Annotated in this window: 16 protein-coding genes and 1 riboswitch; of the genes, 5 read left to right on the top strand and 11 right to left on the bottom strand. The window is 69.4% G+C overall.

Features of this window, described 5'->3' with window-relative positions; translation table 11 throughout:
• Positions 1 to 421 precede the first annotated feature (421 nt).
• From ABD844_RS46655 to ABD844_RS46640, 4 genes are all read right to left on the bottom strand, one after another.
• Positions 422 to 622, bottom strand: coding sequence for a cold-shock protein (locus ABD844_RS46655; protein WP_068927743.1), 201 nt, complete (start codon positions 620 to 622; stop codon positions 422 to 424).
• Between the two features lie 239 nt (positions 623 to 861).
• Positions 862 to 1,137, bottom strand: coding sequence for a MoaD/ThiS family protein (locus tag ABD844_RS46650; protein WP_344894278.1), 276 nt, complete (start codon positions 1,135 to 1,137; stop codon positions 862 to 864).
• 24 nt (positions 1,138 to 1,161) lie between these two features.
• On the bottom strand, positions 1,162 to 2,394 hold the full coding sequence (gene thrC, locus ABD844_RS46645) for a threonine synthase (RefSeq protein ID WP_344894275.1): 1,233 nt from the start codon (positions 2,392 to 2,394) through the stop codon (positions 1,162 to 1,164).
• Positions 2,395 to 2,407: 13 nt separating this feature from the next.
• A riboswitch (SAM riboswitch) is annotated at positions 2,408 to 2,549 on the bottom strand.
• A 79-nt stretch (positions 2,550 to 2,628) separates the two neighbouring features.
• A complete protein-coding gene (locus tag ABD844_RS46640; RefSeq protein WP_344894272.1) occupies positions 2,629 to 3,183 on the bottom strand; it encodes an RNA polymerase sigma factor in 555 nt (184 codons plus the stop codon).
• A 31-nt stretch (positions 3,184 to 3,214) separates the two neighbouring features.
• On the opposite strand from ABD844_RS46640, the gene ABD844_RS46635 reads away from it, so the two are divergent.
• Together ABD844_RS46635 and ABD844_RS46630 are read left to right on the top strand one after the other, a co-directional pair.
• A complete protein-coding gene (locus ABD844_RS46635) occupies positions 3,215 to 4,639 on the top strand; it encodes an alpha,alpha-trehalose-phosphate synthase (UDP-forming) (RefSeq protein ID WP_344894282.1) in 1,425 nt (474 codons plus the stop codon).
• Positions 4,640 to 4,681: 42 nt separating this feature from the next.
• A complete protein-coding gene (locus ABD844_RS46630) occupies positions 4,682 to 5,845 on the top strand; it encodes an MFS transporter (RefSeq protein WP_344894269.1) in 1,164 nt (387 codons plus the stop codon).
• Between the two features lie 22 nt (positions 5,846 to 5,867).
• Here ABD844_RS46630 and otsB read toward each other — a convergent pair whose 3' ends face one another.
• Both otsB and ABD844_RS46620 read right to left on the bottom strand, forming a co-directional pair.
• On the bottom strand, positions 5,868 to 6,638 hold the full coding sequence (gene otsB, locus ABD844_RS46625) for a trehalose-phosphatase (protein WP_344894266.1): 771 nt from the start codon (positions 6,636 to 6,638) through the stop codon (positions 5,868 to 5,870).
• Positions 6,639 to 6,677: 39 nt separating this feature from the next.
• Positions 6,678 to 6,977, bottom strand: a complete 300-nt coding sequence (locus ABD844_RS46620; RefSeq protein WP_344894263.1) for a DUF3263 domain-containing protein — start codon at positions 6,975 to 6,977, stop codon at positions 6,678 to 6,680.
• A 376-nt stretch (positions 6,978 to 7,353) separates the two neighbouring features.
• Between ABD844_RS46620 and ABD844_RS46615 the strand changes: the two genes are divergently transcribed.
• From ABD844_RS46615 to ABD844_RS46605, 3 genes are read left to right on the top strand one after another with little or no spacing between them, the layout of a single operon-like run.
• Positions 7,354 to 8,529 (top strand): S8 family serine peptidase, encoded by a 1,176-nt coding sequence (locus tag ABD844_RS46615; RefSeq protein WP_344894260.1) that lies wholly within the window; start codon positions 7,354 to 7,356, stop codon positions 8,527 to 8,529.
• Between the two features lie 25 nt (positions 8,530 to 8,554).
• Positions 8,555 to 8,959 carry a Zn-ribbon domain-containing OB-fold protein gene (locus ABD844_RS46610; protein ID WP_344894257.1) on the top strand — a complete coding sequence of 135 codons (405 nt, stop codon included), beginning with the start codon at positions 8,555 to 8,557 and terminating at the stop codon, positions 8,957 to 8,959.
• Entirely contained in the window at positions 8,956 to 10,137 is a 1,182-nt protein-coding gene (locus tag ABD844_RS46605) for a lipid-transfer protein (RefSeq protein WP_344894254.1), read from the top strand. The genes ABD844_RS46610 and ABD844_RS46605 overlap by 4 nt, the downstream gene beginning before the upstream one ends.
• A 62-nt stretch (positions 10,138 to 10,199) precedes the next feature.
• Here the strand turns inward: ABD844_RS46605 and ABD844_RS46600 are convergent, their stop codons facing one another.
• From ABD844_RS46600 to ABD844_RS46580, 5 genes are all read right to left on the bottom strand, one after another.
• Positions 10,200 to 11,216, bottom strand: a complete 1,017-nt coding sequence (locus tag ABD844_RS46600) for an ABC transporter ATP-binding protein (RefSeq protein WP_344894251.1) — start codon at positions 11,214 to 11,216, stop codon at positions 10,200 to 10,202.
• Complete coding sequence (locus tag ABD844_RS46595) at positions 11,200 to 12,237, bottom strand: ABC transporter ATP-binding protein (protein WP_344894248.1); 1,038 nt, start codon at positions 12,235 to 12,237, stop codon at positions 11,200 to 11,202. Before ABD844_RS46595 ends, ABD844_RS46600 begins: the two co-directional genes overlap by 17 nt.
• A 13-nt stretch (positions 12,238 to 12,250) precedes the next feature.
• A complete protein-coding gene (locus ABD844_RS46590; RefSeq protein WP_344894245.1) occupies positions 12,251 to 13,225 on the bottom strand; it encodes an ABC transporter permease in 975 nt (324 codons plus the stop codon).
• Positions 13,218 to 14,162 carry an ABC transporter permease gene (locus ABD844_RS46585; protein ID WP_344894242.1) on the bottom strand — a complete coding sequence of 315 codons (945 nt, stop codon included), beginning with the start codon at positions 14,160 to 14,162 and terminating at the stop codon, positions 13,218 to 13,220. Before ABD844_RS46585 ends, ABD844_RS46590 begins: the two co-directional genes overlap by 8 nt.
• A gap of 127 nt (positions 14,163 to 14,289) precedes the next feature.
• Entirely contained in the window at positions 14,290 to 15,930 is a 1,641-nt protein-coding gene (locus ABD844_RS46580; protein ID WP_344894239.1) for a peptide ABC transporter substrate-binding protein, read from the bottom strand.
• Positions 15,931 to 16,189 lie beyond the last annotated feature (259 nt).

The raw sequence follows: 16,189 nt of genomic DNA, 5'->3' as shown, positions 1-16,189 counted from the left end.
CAAGGTCACCTTGACGGCGTCGGCGAGCTGGTTCATACCACGCTCGAGACCGCGCCGGGCGTCCTCGTCAAACGCGATCATCTTGGCTGCCATAAGGCTAGACCTCCCAGATGCAGGGTGGCTTGTCATGGACCGAGCCGACGCCCGCGACGGCATGGGTCAGCATCTCCGTTCGGCAGACCCCATCGTCTCGATCCGATGTTGGCACTCTGCTGCACAGAGTGCCAACGAACTGTTTAGCACTCTACCCTGCCGAGTGCAAGCGAAAGCCCACCCGCCCAGGGTTCTTTCCCAGGTCAGTGTGCCGGTACGGCGAGCCGCCCTGAGCAGCCCGCCGTACGCGAGTCGACGAAAGAGAGAGGTGAACGGATCGCACGGACTGCGCTGCCGTGCGATCCCGCCCGGTGCAAACCAGTGCTGATCAGACCGCGCGGACGGACTCCGCCTGCGGCCCCTTCTGGCCCTGCGTGATCTCGAACTCGACGCGCTGTCCCTGCTCGAGAGATCGGTACCCGTCCATCATGATCGCTGAGTAATGGACGAATACATCCTTACCACCGTCTACCGCGATGAAGCCGTAGCCCTTGTCCGCGTTGAACCACTTGACGGTGCCCTGCGCCACTTCCGACTCCTCTTACTGGTCTCCCAGATCTCGCCCATTCCTCCGCGGGACCTGTAATCGTGTGACTTAACCGAAAATCAGCCAGACGATCGCCCTCGACCATACCTGTGGCACGGGGTTTGGCAACAGAGTCAATCTGCAAACTGCCTATTTGTTCGCGCCGAAGGTCGTTCAACGCGGAATTGGCCGGAAAAGCAGAAGGCGCCCACTAGGGGCGCCTTCACATGGGATGGACGGTGTCAGCCGCCGGCCACCGCCGGGATGATGGAGATCTGAGTGCCTTCAGGGGCTGGAGTGTCGAGACCCTCGGTGAAACGGACGTCCTCTTCCCCAACGTAAACGTTGACAAAACGCCGAATCTTGCCCGATTCATCAAGAATTCTCGCGCCGATCCCCGGGTAGTCGGAGTCCAGCTTGGCGAGCACGTCACGAAGAGTCGCGCCCTCGCCACTGACCTCCGCGCTCCCACCGGTGTACGTGCGCAGAATGGTGGGAATCCGCACAGAAACGCTCATGGTTTACGTCGCCTTTCCTGGTTGTCAGACAGTCGCGCGGAACGCGTCGAGAGAGGGCCGGATCACGGCCGTGGGCGTGGCGTCGCCGCTGATCGCGTCGAGCGTCTTGAGCCCGTCGCCGGTGTTGAGCACCACGGTCTCGGCCTCGGGGTCGAGCAGGCCGTTCTCGGTGAGCTTCTTCAGCACGCCCACCGTGACGCCGCCCGCCGTCTCGGCGAAGACCCCCTCGGTCGAGGCCAGCAGCTTGATCGCGGCCACGATCTCCGCGTCGGTGACGTCTTCGACGGCCCCTCCGGTGCGCCGGGCGATGTCCAGCACGTACGGCCCGTCGGCGGGGTTGCCGATGGCCAGCGACTTGGCGATGGTGTCGGGCTTGACCGGCTGCACGACGTCGTGGCCGGCCTTGTAGGCCGTGGACACGGGCGAGCACCCGGCGGCCTGGGCCCCGAAGATCTTGTAAGGCGTGTCCTCGACCAGGCCGAGCGCCACCAGTTCCTTGAAGCCCTTGTCGATCTTCGTGAGCTGGGAGCCTGAGGCGATGGGGATGATGATCTGCTCGGGCAGCCGCCATCCGAGCTGCTCGGCGATCTCGTACGCGAGCGTCTTCGAGCCCTCGGCGTAGTAGGGCCGCAGGTTGACGTTGACGAAGCCCCACTTGTCGCCAAGCGGGTCGCCGATCAGCTCGGAGCAGAACCTGTTGACCTCGTCGTACGTGCCTTCGATCCCGATCAGCTTCCCGCCGAACACGCGAGCCATGGCGATCTTCGCCTGCTCCAGGTTGGCCGGGATGAACACGCACGCCTCGAGCCCCGCCCGCGCCGCCGCCGCGGTGACCGCGCCGGCGAGGTTGCCGGTGGAGGAGCAGGAAAGGGTGTGGAAACCGAAGCTGCGCGCCGCCTCGACGGCGATGGCGACGACGCGGTCCTTGAAGGAGTGGGTGGGGTTGCCCGAGTCGTCCTTCACGTAAAGCGACTTGATGCCGAGTGTCCGCCCGAGGTTTCCGGCCTTGACCAATTTGGTCCAGCCGGGGTTCATATTGGGCTTACTGGCCACGTCGGCCGGCACGGGAAGCAGCGAACGGTAACGCCAGATGTTGGCGGGACCCGACTCGATCTCCGCGCGGGTCACGTCGCCGAAGGAGTAGGCCGCTTCGAGCGGCCCGAAACACTCCTGACACGCGAAGCTGGGACCCAGGGGGTAGCGCGCACCGCACTCACGGCACGAGAGGCCGACAGCAGGACCAAAGTCAAGCGACATGAAGCGAGGCCTTCCCTCATCTTCGCCCGCGGCCACCTTGACCACGAACCGGAATTGGCACCTTGTCCCGGTCGGCCTCGCCAGGTCGCGAGTCGAAAGCCGGGAGGGTTGCCGGGGCTTCGCAGGGCCGGTCCCTCCACCCCTCTGGATGAGCAATATGCAGTTGTTGAAATGGACTCTACCCGCTTAAGGGGCCGAAATTACCACCCGTCTCAACATGCGAGACGGACAGTCTCAGCGATAGTCCTCCCCCAGCAGTCCCTGCACGTATTTGCGGGCCTGGTGGATGCGCGACTTGGCCGTGCCCAGCGGGATCCCGAGCTGCTCGGCCACCTCGTTGTAGTCGAGCTGGACGATGTCGCGCAGCACCAGCGCCTGCGCCAGGTCGGGCTTGTCGGCCTCCAGCGTCTCCATCGCCTCGAGCAGGTCGAGCCGCGAGCCCGCGATCACGCTGACCCGCCGCACGTCGGGCTTCTGCATGGGCAGCTCGTCGGAGGTCTGCTCGGCCGCCCTGCGCTTCAGCGACCGGTACGTGGTGCGCGCGCAGTTCGCCGTCACGATGTGCAGCCAGGTGCTGAACCTGGCCCGCCCCTCGAAGCGCCCGATGTTACGCGCCACGGCCAGCAACGTATCTTGCGAGGCCTCCTCCGCGTCCTGGTGATACGGAAGGATCCGGGCGCAGTGCCGCAGCACATCAGGCTCGATCCGCGCCAGGAGCTCGCCAAGTGCGCGATGGTCCCCGGCGGCGGCGGAGCGGGCGAGTTCCTCGGTTAGCTCATCAAGCGCCATAGCTGGGATCCTATGGTCGAAGGGAGCCATGATGAACAGCGTGCTGCTGGCCTCCAACCGAGGGCCCGTCTCCTTCACCGTCTCCGACGACGGCGAGCTGACGATGAGACGCGGGGGTGGGGGCCTGGTCTCGGGGTTGTCGGGCATCGCCAGGAAAGACGGCGTGCTGTGGGTCTGCGCCGCGCTGTCCGACGGCGACCGCAACGCCGTACGCCTGGCCGCGGGGGGCCGGCTCGACCACGCCGGCTACGACACCGGCCCGCTGCGGATGCTCGACATCGCGCCGGCCACGTTCCACCGCGCCTACAACGCCGTGGCCAACTCCACGCTGTGGTTCGTCAACCACCTGCTCTACGACATCCCCAACTCCCCCAGCTTCGGCACCAGGTTCGCGCGCGAGTGGGAGTCGTACCGCGACTACAACGGCGCGTTCGCGATGGCGCTGGCCGAGGAGGCGGGGCACGGCGCCCGCGTGATGGTGCAGGACTACCACCTGACGCTGACCCCGGCCCTGCTCCGCGCCGAGCGGCCCGACCTGCGCATCGCCCACTTCAGCCACACGCCGTGGGCACCGCCCGAATACTTCTCCCTGCTGCCCGACGACGTGGCCGGCGAGGTCCTGGAGGGCATCCTGGGCGCCGATCACGCCGGGTTCCTCACCGACCGGTGGGCGCAGGCGTTCATGGACTGCTGCGAGCGGCTGCTGGGCGCCGAGACCGACCGGGTCGCCCGCACGATCACGTACCAGGGCCGGACGACCCGCATCGGCGTGCACAGCCTCGGCGTGGACGGCGCGGAGCTGTGGGAGCGGGCCCGCGAGCCCGACGTCGAGTCGCACATGGCCGTGCTCAGGGAGCAGGTGGGCGAGCGCAGGCTGATCGTCCGCATCGACCGCACGGAGCTGTCGAAGAACATCGTGCGCGGCCTGAACGCCTACCGCGAGTTCCTGGCCGCCCACCCCGAGTGGCACGGCCGGGTGGTGCACCTGGTCTTCGCCTACCCCAGCCGCCACGACCTGCCCGAATACCGCGAGTACACCGCCTCGGTGCAGCGCTGCGCCAAGGAGATCGAGGACGAGTACGCCACAGAAGACTGGGAACCGCTCATACTCAACGTCGAAGACGACTACGCGCGTTCGCTGGCCGCGTACCGGATGGCCGACGTGCTGCTGGTCAACCCCGTCCGCGACGGCATGAACCTGGTGGCCAAGGAGGGCCCGGTGCTGTCGCCGCGCTGCGCACTGGTGCTGTCGCGGGAGGCCGGGGCGGCGGCAGAGCTGGGCGAGCACGCGCTCCTGGTCAACCCGTACGACATCAGCGGCACGGCCGCCGCGCTGCACACCGCGCTGGTCATGCCCGAGGACGAGCGCCGCTCGCGCCGCGACGAGCTGGCCGCCGCCGCCACCGCGCTGCCGCCGCGGAAATGGCTCGCGGCGCAGCTCGACGCGCTGGCCTAACATGAGACCGACAGGTCCCTCCATCCAGCGGGAGGCTGCCGGGTGACCACGGTCTTACCCTCCGCGCGACTGGTCAGAGACCGCCCGACCTGGCTCGTCTACCTGCAGCTCGGCACGTTCGCCACCTTCCTGTACGGGCTGAGCGCCGCCCTGCCGCTGCTGCGCGCCGACCAGCGCACGTCGGCCACCGTGGCGGGCCTGCACGGCACCTCCATGGCCCTCGGCACGATCGTGGCCGGGCTCCTGTTGCCCCTGCTCACCCGGCGGCTCGGGCGGCGCGCGACGTGCTGGATCGGCCTGGCCGGGATGAACGCCGGCGTGCTCATGATCCTGATCACCGACGCGCTGCCCATGACGCTGCTCGGCTACGGCGTGTCCGGCGGGTTCGGCTCGATCATGCTCTACACGTGCATGGCGACGCTCAGCGATCACCACGGCCCGGCCGGTCCCGCGGCGATCAGCGAGGCCAACGCGGTCGGGGTCGTCGTGGGCATGGCGATGACGTTCGGGCTCAGCGTGGTCGCGCAGACGGCGCTCGGCTGGCGGGTCGCGCTGCTGGCCACGCCGATCACCAGCGTGCTGCTCGCGCTGGCCATGGGCAGGGTCTGGCCCGACCGGCGGGCCGCCGGGGCCGGTGGGAGCGCGCCTCCCGCGGAGCGGCCCGGCTGGCGGTTCCACCTGGCGGGGCTGGTGCTGTTCTGCTGCGTGGCGCTGGAGTTCACGTTCAACCTGTGGGCCGCCGACCTGTTCGCCTCGCGTACGGGGCTGAGCGCGGCGACGGCGGCCACGGGGCTGACGGCGTTCGTGGCGGGCATGGCGGCGGGCAGGTTCGCCGGGGCTCAGCTCGCGCTGCGCCTGCCGGGCACGCCGCTGTTCGCGGGGGCGCTGGCGGTGACGGCCGCGGGCTGGCTGCTGTTCTGGCTGAGCACCCAGCCTCTGCTGTCGTACGCCGGGCTGGTGGTCTGCGGGCTCGGCGTCTCCCTGCACTTCCCGCTCGCGCTGGCCGCGCTGATCACCGGTTCCGGCGGCCGGGCGGACCTGGCGGCGGCGGCCTCGCCTATCTGGGCGGGCAGCGCCATGGCGGCCGGGCCACTCGCGCTCGGCACGCTCGCCGACGGCTTCGGCACCTGGACCGCGTTCCTGATGGTGCCGGTGCTCATCGGGCTGGCGCTGGCCGGGGTGCTCACTGCGGGGCGGCGTTCCTGAGCCGCCTCTGGGCCGCGCCCGGTCACAGCCGGCCGAACGCCGCCACCAGCTCGCCGAGCAGCTCCACCACCCCGTCGGGCCCGTCGACCACGAGGTCGGCCCGTTCGGCCAGCGCGGTCACCTCGGCCGACCCGCTGCACACGGTCACCCCCGGCAGCCCGGAGGCGCGTACGGCCTCGAACGCCGCCAGATCGCCCAGGTCATCACCCACGAACATGACCGACCGGGCCGCCCGCTCGGCCAGGAACAGGCTCAGCGCCTGCCCCTTGTCCATGCCCGGGGGCCGCAGCTCCAGCACCATGCGGCCGGGCTCGACCACCAGGCCGTGCTTCTCCGCCAGCTTGGCCAGCGGCTCGCGCAGCGCCGCCAGCGCGCCCTCGGGGTCGGGGGCACGCCTGGTGTGCACGGCCACGGCCCGGTGCTTGTCCTCGACGCTCACCTCGGACAGGCCCAGGGAGTCGAGCAGCAGCGGCAGCTCGGCCTCGGCCCGCGGCACACCCGGCGGGGGCGGGGGCGCGGAGATCCGCCCGCCCTCCCAGCGCTCGAACCCGTAGTGCCCGAGCACCACCAGCCCGGGCACGCCGGCCAGTCCTGGCCCGAGCTCCAGCGCGGTGGCCGCGGGCCTGCCGGTCACGATGGCCACCGCGCGGACGTGGTCGCCCAGGGCGGCGAGCACCTCGGGCGCCTCGGGGTGGATCACGGCTTCGGCGGGGTCGGGCACGATCGGCGACAGGGTGCCGTCGAAGTCGAGCCCGATCACGGCGCCCGCCGGATCGTTCAGTATCGCCTTCATTCCAGGGATGTTCCTCACGCGGCTGCCGTACCCAGCCGGTCAGGGACGCATGCCGAGCCTTCTGGCGGCGCGGTCACGACGTCGCGTGGACCGTAACCGGCGCAGCCGTTTGACCAGCATGGGATCGTGTTCGAGCGCCTCCGGCCGGTCGATCAGCTCACCGAGCAGCTGGTAGTAGCGCGTGGCGGAGAACCCGAACGTCTCCTTGATGGCGTGCTCCTTCGCGCCCGCGTAGCGCCACCATTGGCGCTCGAAGGCGAGGAGCTCGAGATCGCGTTCTGAGAGTGGTTGTCGGGACGGTTCCTGGGCAGCATCGTCACCGCTGAGGGGTGCTCCCATGGTGTCCTCCTCGAAAGGGGCGAGCGATGGTCTCGCCCGCACGCGGCCCGTGGCCAATCGTAATGTGCGGAGTGCGGCCGTTCACGGCGGATTGGGGTACGTGGCGCGGCGGCTGGACTCCCGCCGGGTGCACATGTCCGACTTTCACCATCTCCGTCGGCGAAAAGCGGCAGATCAGAACTACTCCGCGTATCGGTCTGTTTACCGAAGCGTCGGGCTGGGCGGACTTTCGCGTGTCAGAATGCGAGCGATCGGAGGTCCCTCCCCTCCCGCTCGAGGTTGTCGTGTACCACCTGTACGTCACGCTGCTCTCCGCCCTGTCCGCCGACCGGCCCGTCCCCGTGGGGTCGGCAGCGCCGCACCGGGCGCCGGCCCGATGAGGAAGCTCGTCCCGCCCGTCCTGCTGACCGGACTCATGGCGGGCGCGCTCATGGATCCGGGGACGATCGCGGCACTGGCGAAGCCCGTGCCGTCCGGCTCGGCCGACGACGTCGGCGAGGCGGCGCGGGCCGGGCAGTGGCAGCTCGGCGCGCTGCGCCTGCCCGAGGCGTGGCGGTCGAGCCGCGGCGAGGGCGTGGTGGTGGCCGTGCTCGACACCGGCGTCAACCCCCGCCACCCCGACCTGGAAGGCGCGATCATCCAGGGCCCCGACCTGACCGGGGCGGGAAGGGGGCCGTGGGGGCCGCACGGCACCGCCATGGCCAGCCTGATCGCCGGACGCCGGCACGACGGGGGCCGCAGGGGCGTCATCGGCGTGGCCCCCGCCGCCCAGGTGCTGTCGGTACGGGTCACGCTGGAGAACGGCGACCCGCGCCGCGCGAAGAACCCCTCCATGAACCCCTCCGTCCGCTCCGACGCGCTGGCCGAGGGCATCCGGTACGCGGCCGACCACGGCGCCGGCGTGATCAGCATGTCACTCGGGGGCGGCAGCGGCGCATGGGAGGGCTCGGCGGCGGAGGAGGCGGCCGTCCGGTACGCGATCGGCAAGGGCGCGGTGCTGGTGGCCTCGTCGGGCAACGACGGCGACTCCGGCAACAGGAAGAACTTCCCCGCCGCCTACCCCGGCGTGATCGCGGTGGGCGCGGTGGACCGGCGGATGACGGTCGCCCCCTTCTCCAACAGGCAGGACTACCTGTCCGTGGTGGCCCCCGGCACGGAGATCGTGACGGCCGACGGCGACGACTCGTACGTGGTGGGCGACGGCACCAGCTCGGCCGCCGCCACGGTCGCGGGCATCGCGGCCCTGGTCAGGTCGGCCCACCCCGGCCTGTCGCCCCACCAGGTGCGGATGGCCATCGAGCTGGGCACCAGGCGGCGGCCCCCCGGCGGCTACAGCCCCGCCTACGGGCACGGCGTGGCCAACGCGCTGCTGGCCCTGCGGGAGGCCGACCGGCTGGCCCGGCCGGCGTCGGCGCCGCCCAGGCCGGGACGGTACTTCGGCGCGGGGCCCGCACCGGCCTCCAGGATGCCGGTGGTGGCGGGGCTGGTGCTGCTGATGGTGGCGATGTCGGGCTGGGTGGTGCTGCGGCACCGCGGGAGGGATTCAACCTAACAAGCGCTTGTGTGATACTCCGGCTATGACGTACGCGATCGAGGGCTGGTTCACCGTCGAGGAGGACGGCGCCCGCCTGCTCGGCACCAGGTGCGCGGGCTGCGGCACGGTCTGCTTCCCGCCCAGGCACGGCTCGTGCCCCAACCCGCGCTGCGAGGGCACGGACACCGAGACCGTCAGGCTGCCGCGGCGCGGGCGGGTCTGGTCGTACACGAACGCCTGCTACCCGCCGCCGGCGCCGTTCGTGGCGGCCGAGCCGTACGAGCCGGTGACGCTGGCCGCGGTCGAGCTCGACGAGGTGGGCATCGTGGTGCTCGGCCAGGTCAGCGGCCTGACCGTGGAGCAGCTCGCGGTGGGCATGGAGCTGGAGCTGACCTCGGGCCCGCTGGCCGACGGGCCGCTGGTGTGGATGTGGGGGCGGGCCTCATGAGCGTGGCGGTGCTGGGCGTCGGGATGCATCCCTGGGGCAAGTGGGGCCGACCCTTCCTGGAGTACGGCGTGGCCGCCGCCCGCGCGGCCCTGCGTGACGCCGGGCTGGCCTGGACGGACGTGCAGTTCGTGGTCGGGGCCGACACGATCAGGAACGGCTACCCCGGGTTCGTCTCCGGCGCCTCCTACGCCAGGGCGCTGGGCTGGTCGGGCGCCAGGGTCGCCTCCTGCTACGCGGCCTGCGCGTCCGGGGCCCAGGCGCTGGACATCGCGCGTACCAGGATCCTGGCCGGGATGTGCGACGTGGCGCTCGTGGTCGGGGCGGACGCGGCGCCCAAGGGCTTCTTCGCGCCGGTGGGCGGCGACCGGCCCGACGATCCAGACTGGCTGCGGTTCCGTCTGCTCGGGGCCGCCAACCCGGCGTACTTCGCGCTCTACGCGCGCCGCCGCATGGCCCTGCACGGCTCGACCCCCGCCGACTTCGCGGCCGTCAAGGTCAAGAACGCGCTGGCCGGCTCGCTCAACCCGATGGCCCGCTACCGCAGGCCGGTCACGGCCGAGGAGGTGCTCGCCTCCCCCATGGTGGCCGACCCGCTGCGCCTCATGGACATCTGCGCCACCTCGGACGGCGGCGCCGCGGTGGTGCTGACGTCGGAGTCGTACGCGCGCCGCCACGCCACCCGGTACGTCCGGCTGGCCGCGGTGTCCACGGTCACGCCGGTCTTCCCGAACACGGTGCTGGAGCTGCCCGACTTCGCCACGGATTCCTGTGCCGCCGTTCCCGCGCCGGAGAGGCCCTTCAGGGCGGCGCTCGCGCACGCGGCGTACGAGGAGGCGGGGGCGGGACCCCGGGACGTGTCGCTGGCCGAGGTGTACGACCTGTCGACGGCCCTGGAGCTCGACTGGACGGAGGACCTCGGGCTGTGCCCGGCCGGCGAGGCGGACAAGCTCCTGCGCTCCGGCGAGACCGCGCTCGGGGGCCGGATCCCGGTGAACCCGTCGGGCGGTCTGGCCTCGTTCGGCGAAGCGATCCCCGCCCAGGCCATCGCCCAGCTCTGCGAGCTGACGACGCAGCTACGGGGCGCGGCGGGGGCGCGCCAGGTGCCGGACGCCCGCGTGGGCCTGGCCGCCAACCAGGGCCTGTTCGGCCACGGCTCCGCCGTCATCGCCACGACCTGACACGACGGGCCCCCGAGAGAAGACCTCCCGGGGGCCGTTGTGCCATGGGGCACGGGGCCGGATCAGCCCACGTGCACCACGTCGTGCGTCTCTGCGAAGTGGCAGGCGCTCTCGTGTCCGGTCCCCGACCGGATCTGCAGCAGCGGCTCCTGCTCCGCGCAGATCTCCTGCGCCTTCCAGCACCGCGTACGGAACCGGCACCCGCTCGGCGGGTTGGCCGGAGACGGCGGGTCACCCTGAAGGATGATTCGCTCACGCTGCTCCCGCCCGTCGGGGTCGGGCACCGGCACCGCCGACAGCAGCGCCTGCGTGTACGGATGAGCGGGCTTGTCGTAGATGTCGGCGTCCTTGCCCAGCTCCACGAACTTGCCCAGGTACATCACCCCCACCCTGTCGGAGATGTGGCGCACCACCGACAGGTCGTGGGCGATGAAGATGTAGGCGAGGTTGAACTCGTTCTGCAGCCGCTCCAGCAGGTTGATGACCTGCGCCTGGATCGACACGTCCAGCGCCGAGACCGGCTCGTCGCAGACGATGATCTCCGGCTGCAGCGCCAGCCCGCGGGCGATGCCGATGCGCTGCCGCTGGCCGCCGGAGAACTGGTGCGGGTAGCGGTTGATGTGGTCGGGGTTGAGCCCGACCACCTCCAGCAGCTCCTGCACCCGCCGGCGCCGGTCGCCCTTGGGCGCGACCTCCGTGTGGATCTCGTACGGCTCCCCGATGATGTCGCCGACCGTCATCCGGGGGTTCAGCGAGGTGTACGGGTCCTGCATCACCATCTGGATGTTGCGGCGCATGCGCTTCAGCTCGCCGCCCTCCGCCTTGGCGATGTCCCTGCCGTTGATCTTCACCGAGCCCGACGTGGGCCGTTCGAGCGCCATCAGGACCTTGGCGAGCGTGGACTTGCCGCAGCCCGACTCGCCCACGATGCCCAGCGTCTCGCCCTTGTTCAGATCGAACGACACGCCGTCGACGGCCTTGATCGCCCCGATCTGCTTCTTGAAGAGGATCCCCTGGGTGAGCGGGAAGTGCTTGACCAGGTCGCGCACCTCGAGGATGCGCTCACTGTCGTTCGCCATCGAGGACCTCCCTCCAGTAGTGGCAGGCGCTGTTGCGCGTGCCGCTGATCTCGTAGAGCTGGGGGACGTCGGACACGCAGTTGTCCTGCCGGTACGGGCACCGCGGGTGGAACGAGCACCCGTCCGGCAGGTTCAGCAGGTTGGGCGGCAGCCCCTTGATCGCGTACAGTTCCTGGCCCTTGAGGTCGACCCTGGGGATCGAGTCCAGCAGGCCCTTCGTGTACGGGTGCGCCGGCGCCTTGTAGATGTCGTACACCGGGGCGTGCTCGACGATGCGCCCCGCGTACATGACCGCGATCTTGTCGGCCACGTCCGCCACGACGCCGAGGTCGTGGGTGATCAGGATCAGGCCCATCTGGCTCTCGCGTTGCAGCTCGGCCAGCAGTTCCATGATCTGTGCCTGCACGGTCACGTCGAGCGCCGTGGTGGGCTCGTCGGCGATCAGCACCTCGGGGTCGAGCGCGATCGCCATGGCGATCATGATGCGCTGGCGCATGCCGCCCGAGAACTGGTGCGGGTAGTCCTGCACCCGCTGCCGGGCGGCCGGGATGCGGACCCTGTCCATCAGCTCGACGGCCTTCTTCATGGCGTCGCCCCTGGACATGCCCCGGTGCACCCGGAACATCTCGCTGATCTGCCAGCCCACGGTGAACACCGGGTTGAGCGCGGAGAGCGCGTCCTGGAAGATCATCGCGATCCGCTGGCCGCGCACCTGGGTGCGGGCCTCCTCCGACAGCTTGAGCAGGTCGGTGCCCCTGAAGCGGATCTCCCCCTTGGGGATGACCGCGGGCGGCATGTCGAGGATGCCCATGATGGCCTGGGCCGTCACGGACTTGCCCGAACCCGACTCGCCCAGCACCGCCAGCGTCTCGCCGGGGCCGACCGAGTAGCTCACGCCGTTGACCGCGCGGACGACCCCCGCGCGCGTGTTGAACTCCACGTGCAGGTCGTCGACCGCGAGCAGCGGTTCGTCGCCGAGCCCTCCCTCGGCCGGCAACACATCCGCGGACGTCTTCTTCACTTGATCCCCCCTCCTACCTGAGCTTCGGGTCGAGCGCGTCGCGTACGGCGTCGCCCATCATGATGAACGCGAGCACGGTGACGCTCAGGAACACGGCGGGGAACACCAGCGGCAGTTGCGCCTCCAGGAACCTGTTGCGCGCGTCGGCGATCATCAGGCCCCACGAGATGTCCGGCGACTGCACGCCGACGCCCAGGAACGACAGCGCGGCCTCGGCCGCGATGAAGCTGCCCAGGTTGATCGTGGCCACGACGATGACCGGGGCCAGCGAGTTCGGCAGCAGGTGGCGGAACATGATCCGGCCCGCTCCCGCGCCCAGCGCCCTGGCCGCGACCACGAAGTCCTGGCTCTTCGCCGTGATCACGGCGGCCCGCATGATGCGGTACGTCATCGGCCAGCCGAGCACCGCCAGCGCGATGATCACCAGCAGGATGCTGTTGGCCCGGCCGCGGAACGTGGCCGCGATCAGCAGCGCGCCGAGGATCGGGGGGATGGCGAAGAAGATCTCCGTGACGCGCGAGGCGACCGTGTCCACCACGCCGGCGCGGAAGCCGGCGATGATGCCGAGCAGCCCGCCGACGAGCGTGGTGATCAGCGTGGTCAGCACGCCGATCACGATGGAGTTGCGGGCGCCGTAGATCGTCCTGGCGTAGACGTCGCAACCCTGGTTGTCCCGGCCGAACAGGTGGCCGGCGCTGGGCCCCTGACGCGCCGTGGACAGGTCGCAGGTCCTGGCGTTGAACGGGTCGATCGAGGTGAACAGCGACGGCCAGAACGACATCACCAGCAGGATCAGGATGATGATCACCGAGATGATGAACATCGGCCGGCGCCTGAGGTCGTACCAGGCGTCGGACCACAGGCTGGCGGGCTTGTTGCTCTTGTCCTGCCTGCCCTCACGTGCCGGCGCCGGTGCGGTCGCCGTGTCCGAGACCAGCGTCTGGGTCTCCGGGAGTCCCGGCCCGACCGGCGGGGTTGGGTTACTCATAGCGGATCCTCGGGTCTAGCACGGCGTACAACAAGTCGACGACCAGGTTGGCCAGGATGTAGATCAGCACCAGAACGGTGACGATGCCCACGACAACCGGCTGTTCCCGCAAGTAAACCGACGTGAAGAGCTGATTGCCAATCCCCGGGAGGTTGAAGATCGTCTCTGTGATCACCGCGCCGCCCATCAGGTTGCCGAGGTCGGCGCCCAGATAGGTGACCAGCGGAATCAAGGCGTTGCGCAGGCCGTGCCTGCCGATGACGCGGCGTCTGGACAGCCCCTTGGCCGTGGCGGTGCGGATGTAGTCCGCCCTGAGCGTCTCCACCAGGCTCGTCCTGGTGAGCCTGGTCAGGTACGCGACCGAGACCCCGGCCAGCACGAAGCCGGGCACCAGGTAGCTGCGCAGTCCCGCGAACGTGCCCGCGACCGGGAATATGTCCAGGCCGGTCCACTGCTTGAGCTTCACGCCCAGAACGAGCTGCAGCACGAAGCCGGTCACCAGCGTCGGGACCGAGATCAGCAGCAGGGTCGAGGCGAGGATCACGGTGTCGGTGGACTTGCCGCGGCGCAGCGCCGCCCACAGGCCGAGGCCGACGCCGATGACGGCCTCCATGAGCAGGGCCACCAGCGCCAGGTTCAGCGTGACCTGGAACTTGCCCGCCATGATCTGGGAGACCGGGACGTCGGCGAAGTTCACGCCGAAGTCCCCGTGGAGGAGCACCCCGCTGATGTAGTACCAGTACTGCAGCAGCAGCGGGTCGTTGAGGTGGTATTGCTCGCGCAGGACCTCGGCCACGGCCGGGTCCGGGCGCTTGTCTCCGAACATCGCCGCGATGGGATCACCAGGCAGCGCGAAGACGATGCAGAAGATGAGTAGCGTGGCGCCGAGCAGGACGGGTATCGCCTGGATCAAACGCCTAATGACATATCGGCCCATTCCAGCCCTCCGGTACGCACTTGGAGGCAGCCCCCCTGAGTCCGTGATTTACCCGGCTCGAGTGACTGCCTCCAAGCTCAGCCCTTCGACGGGTGGACGGCAAGTGCCGTCCACCTCGCGAATGACGTCAGGCCTTCTCGATGTCGGCCCAGTTGACCTGGTTGAGCAGGTTGAGCTTGACGTTCTTGATCTTCGTGGAGTGCCCGTAGTTGCTGCGGTAGAAGTAGACCGGGATGTACGGCAGCTCCTTGATCAGGATGTCGCCCGCCTGCTGGTAGAACTTCAGGCCCTCGGCGGCGTCCGCCGCCTGGTCGCCCTTGGCCACCAGGTCGTCGAACTCCTTGCTGGAGTAGCCGCCATAGTTGGAGCCGGTGCCGATGGCGCCGGTGCCGAAGATCGGGGTCAGGTAGTTCTCGGCCGACGGGTAGTCGATCGACCAGCCCATGCGGAACAGGCCCTTGTACTCCTTGGCGTCGAGGGCGTCCAGGATGCCCTGGAACTTCTCGAACGGCTTCGGCGTGACCTCGATGCCCAGGTTGGCGCGCAGGTTGTTGGCGACGGCCTCGATCCACTCCTTGTGACCGCCGTCGGCGTTGTAGCCGAGCTCCATGGTCTTGGGCCCGTTGGCCGACTCGTACAGCTTCTTGGCCTCGGCCGGGTTGTACGTGCACGCCTCGCAGGCGCCCTGACGGTAGCCGGGGATGGCCGGGTTGATGAAGTCGTCGGCCGGTGCACGGGTGCCGGAGAAGACCGTGTCGCTGATCGTCTTGCGGTCGATGGCCATCGAGATGGCCTTGCGGATGTCGACGTTGTCGAACTCCTTGTTGTACCGCAGCGGCACGCCGATGTAGCCGATGGCGGCGTCGGGCTCGTCGAAGTAGCGGTCGCCGAGCACGGACTTGGCCGTGGAGATCGCGGTGGCCGGCAGGGAGTCGTGGATGTCCAGGTTCTCGGCCTGCAGGTCGTTCCACGCGGTCTCGGAGCTGGTGTAGACCTTGAACTGGAGCTTCGTCCAGCCGGTCGGCTTCTTGCCGGTGTACTTGTCGTAGACCGACATGTCGATCGTCTGGTCGGTGCCCTTCTTGTAGGGCTTGTCCAGCTTGAACAGGCCCTGGCCGATCGGCTTCTCGCCGAACGCCTGGGTGATCTTGCCGTCGGGGCCGAGCGCCGACTGGGGCAGCGGGTAGAAGGCGGTGTAGCCCAGCATGGTCTTGAACTGCGAGAACGGCGCGGTGAGCGTGACCTCGAGCGTGCTGTCGTCGACGACCTTGAGACCCTTCATCTCCTTGGTCGTCGGCGTCTTGCCCTCGCCCGGGTGCACGTCCAGATAGCCGTCCACGCGGCCGAAGAAGTAGGACGCGCTCATGGCGTTGTCCTGCAGGGCGGCGTAGTTCCACGCGCGCGCGTAGTCGGCGGCGGTCACGGCGGTGCCGTCGTGCCACGTGTAGCCGGACTTCAGCTTGATCGTCCAGACCTTGCTGTCCGTCGTGGTGATGGACTCCGCCGCCTCCTCGACCGGCTGCTTCTGCTCGTCGTAGCGGACGAGCGGGGAGAACACGGCCGCGAGTACCTCGGAACCCTCGGTCTCAGAGGTGTTCTGCGGGACGAGGAGCTCCTGAGGCTCGCCGACCTCCATGCGGACCGGCGTCTCTCCGCCCCCGCCCGCGGCAGTGCCACCGTTGTCCGTGGCACCGCCGCCACACGCGGCAACCGCGAGGGCGAGCAGCGCGGTACCGGCGACGATCTGTGCGCCCTTAGTAACACGCATGGTGAAAGAATTCCTCCCTCTACAGGTGGGCGCCTAGCGCTGAGCTGCAGTGATCATGCGCAGCCTGACGGTGGGTTCCTGGTATCCCTCCGGATTTGGCTGACCTGGTCAAACCAGCCGACGCCCTGCCAGTCGATCGCGACTATCCCTCACTACTTGCCACCAGGGAGTCTCTGGCGCGTTGCAGTTCGGTCACACGTACGCCTATCCAACGTCACAGACATTTAGCCCGATGATTCGCAAACGGCGCAAATCACCT

This window comes from Nonomuraea antimicrobica, assembly GCF_039536965.1.
Classification (GTDB): Bacteria; Actinomycetota; Actinomycetes; order Streptosporangiales; family Streptosporangiaceae; genus Nonomuraea; species Nonomuraea antimicrobica.
The sequence above is the reverse complement of the archived record's forward strand: the minus strand, read 5'-3'. Positions and strand labels throughout refer to the sequence as shown.

What these genes read in the sequence shown, in the direction of transcription:
- ABD844_RS46650 (WP_344894278.1), bottom strand. Translation starts at nt 1,137, where the DNA reads ATGAGCGTTTCTGTGCGGATTCCCACCATTCTGCGCACGTACACCGGT.
- thrC (WP_344894275.1), bottom strand. Translation starts at nt 2,394, where the DNA reads ATGTCGCTTGACTTTGGTCCTGCTGTCGGCCTCTCGTGCCGTGAGTGC.
- ABD844_RS46640 (WP_344894272.1), bottom strand. Translation starts at nt 3,183, where the DNA reads ATGGCGCTTGATGAGCTAACCGAGGAACTCGCCCGCTCCGCCGCCGCC.
- ABD844_RS46635 (WP_344894282.1), top strand. Translation starts at nt 3,215, where the DNA reads ATGAACAGCGTGCTGCTGGCCTCCAACCGAGGGCCCGTCTCCTTCACC.
- otsB (WP_344894266.1), bottom strand. Translation starts at nt 6,638, where the DNA reads ATGAAGGCGATACTGAACGATCCGGCGGGCGCCGTGATCGGGCTCGAC.
- ABD844_RS46620 (WP_344894263.1), bottom strand. Translation starts at nt 6,977, where the DNA reads ATGGGAGCACCCCTCAGCGGTGACGATGCTGCCCAGGAACCGTCCCGA.
- ABD844_RS46615 (WP_344894260.1), top strand. Translation starts at nt 7,354, where the DNA reads ATGAGGAAGCTCGTCCCGCCCGTCCTGCTGACCGGACTCATGGCGGGC.
- ABD844_RS46610 (WP_344894257.1), top strand. Translation starts at nt 8,555, where the DNA reads ATGACGTACGCGATCGAGGGCTGGTTCACCGTCGAGGAGGACGGCGCC.
- ABD844_RS46605 (WP_344894254.1), top strand. Translation starts at nt 8,956, where the DNA reads ATGAGCGTGGCGGTGCTGGGCGTCGGGATGCATCCCTGGGGCAAGTGG.
- ABD844_RS46600 (WP_344894251.1), bottom strand. Translation starts at nt 11,216, where the DNA reads ATGGCGAACGACAGTGAGCGCATCCTCGAGGTGCGCGACCTGGTCAAG.
- ABD844_RS46590 (WP_344894245.1), bottom strand. Translation starts at nt 13,225, where the DNA reads ATGAGTAACCCAACCCCGCCGGTCGGGCCGGGACTCCCGGAGACCCAG.
- ABD844_RS46585 (WP_344894242.1), bottom strand. Translation starts at nt 14,162, where the DNA reads ATGGGCCGATATGTCATTAGGCGTTTGATCCAGGCGATACCCGTCCTG.
- ABD844_RS46580 (WP_344894239.1), bottom strand. Translation starts at nt 15,930, where the DNA reads ATGCGTGTTACTAAGGGCGCACAGATCGTCGCCGGTACCGCGCTGCTC.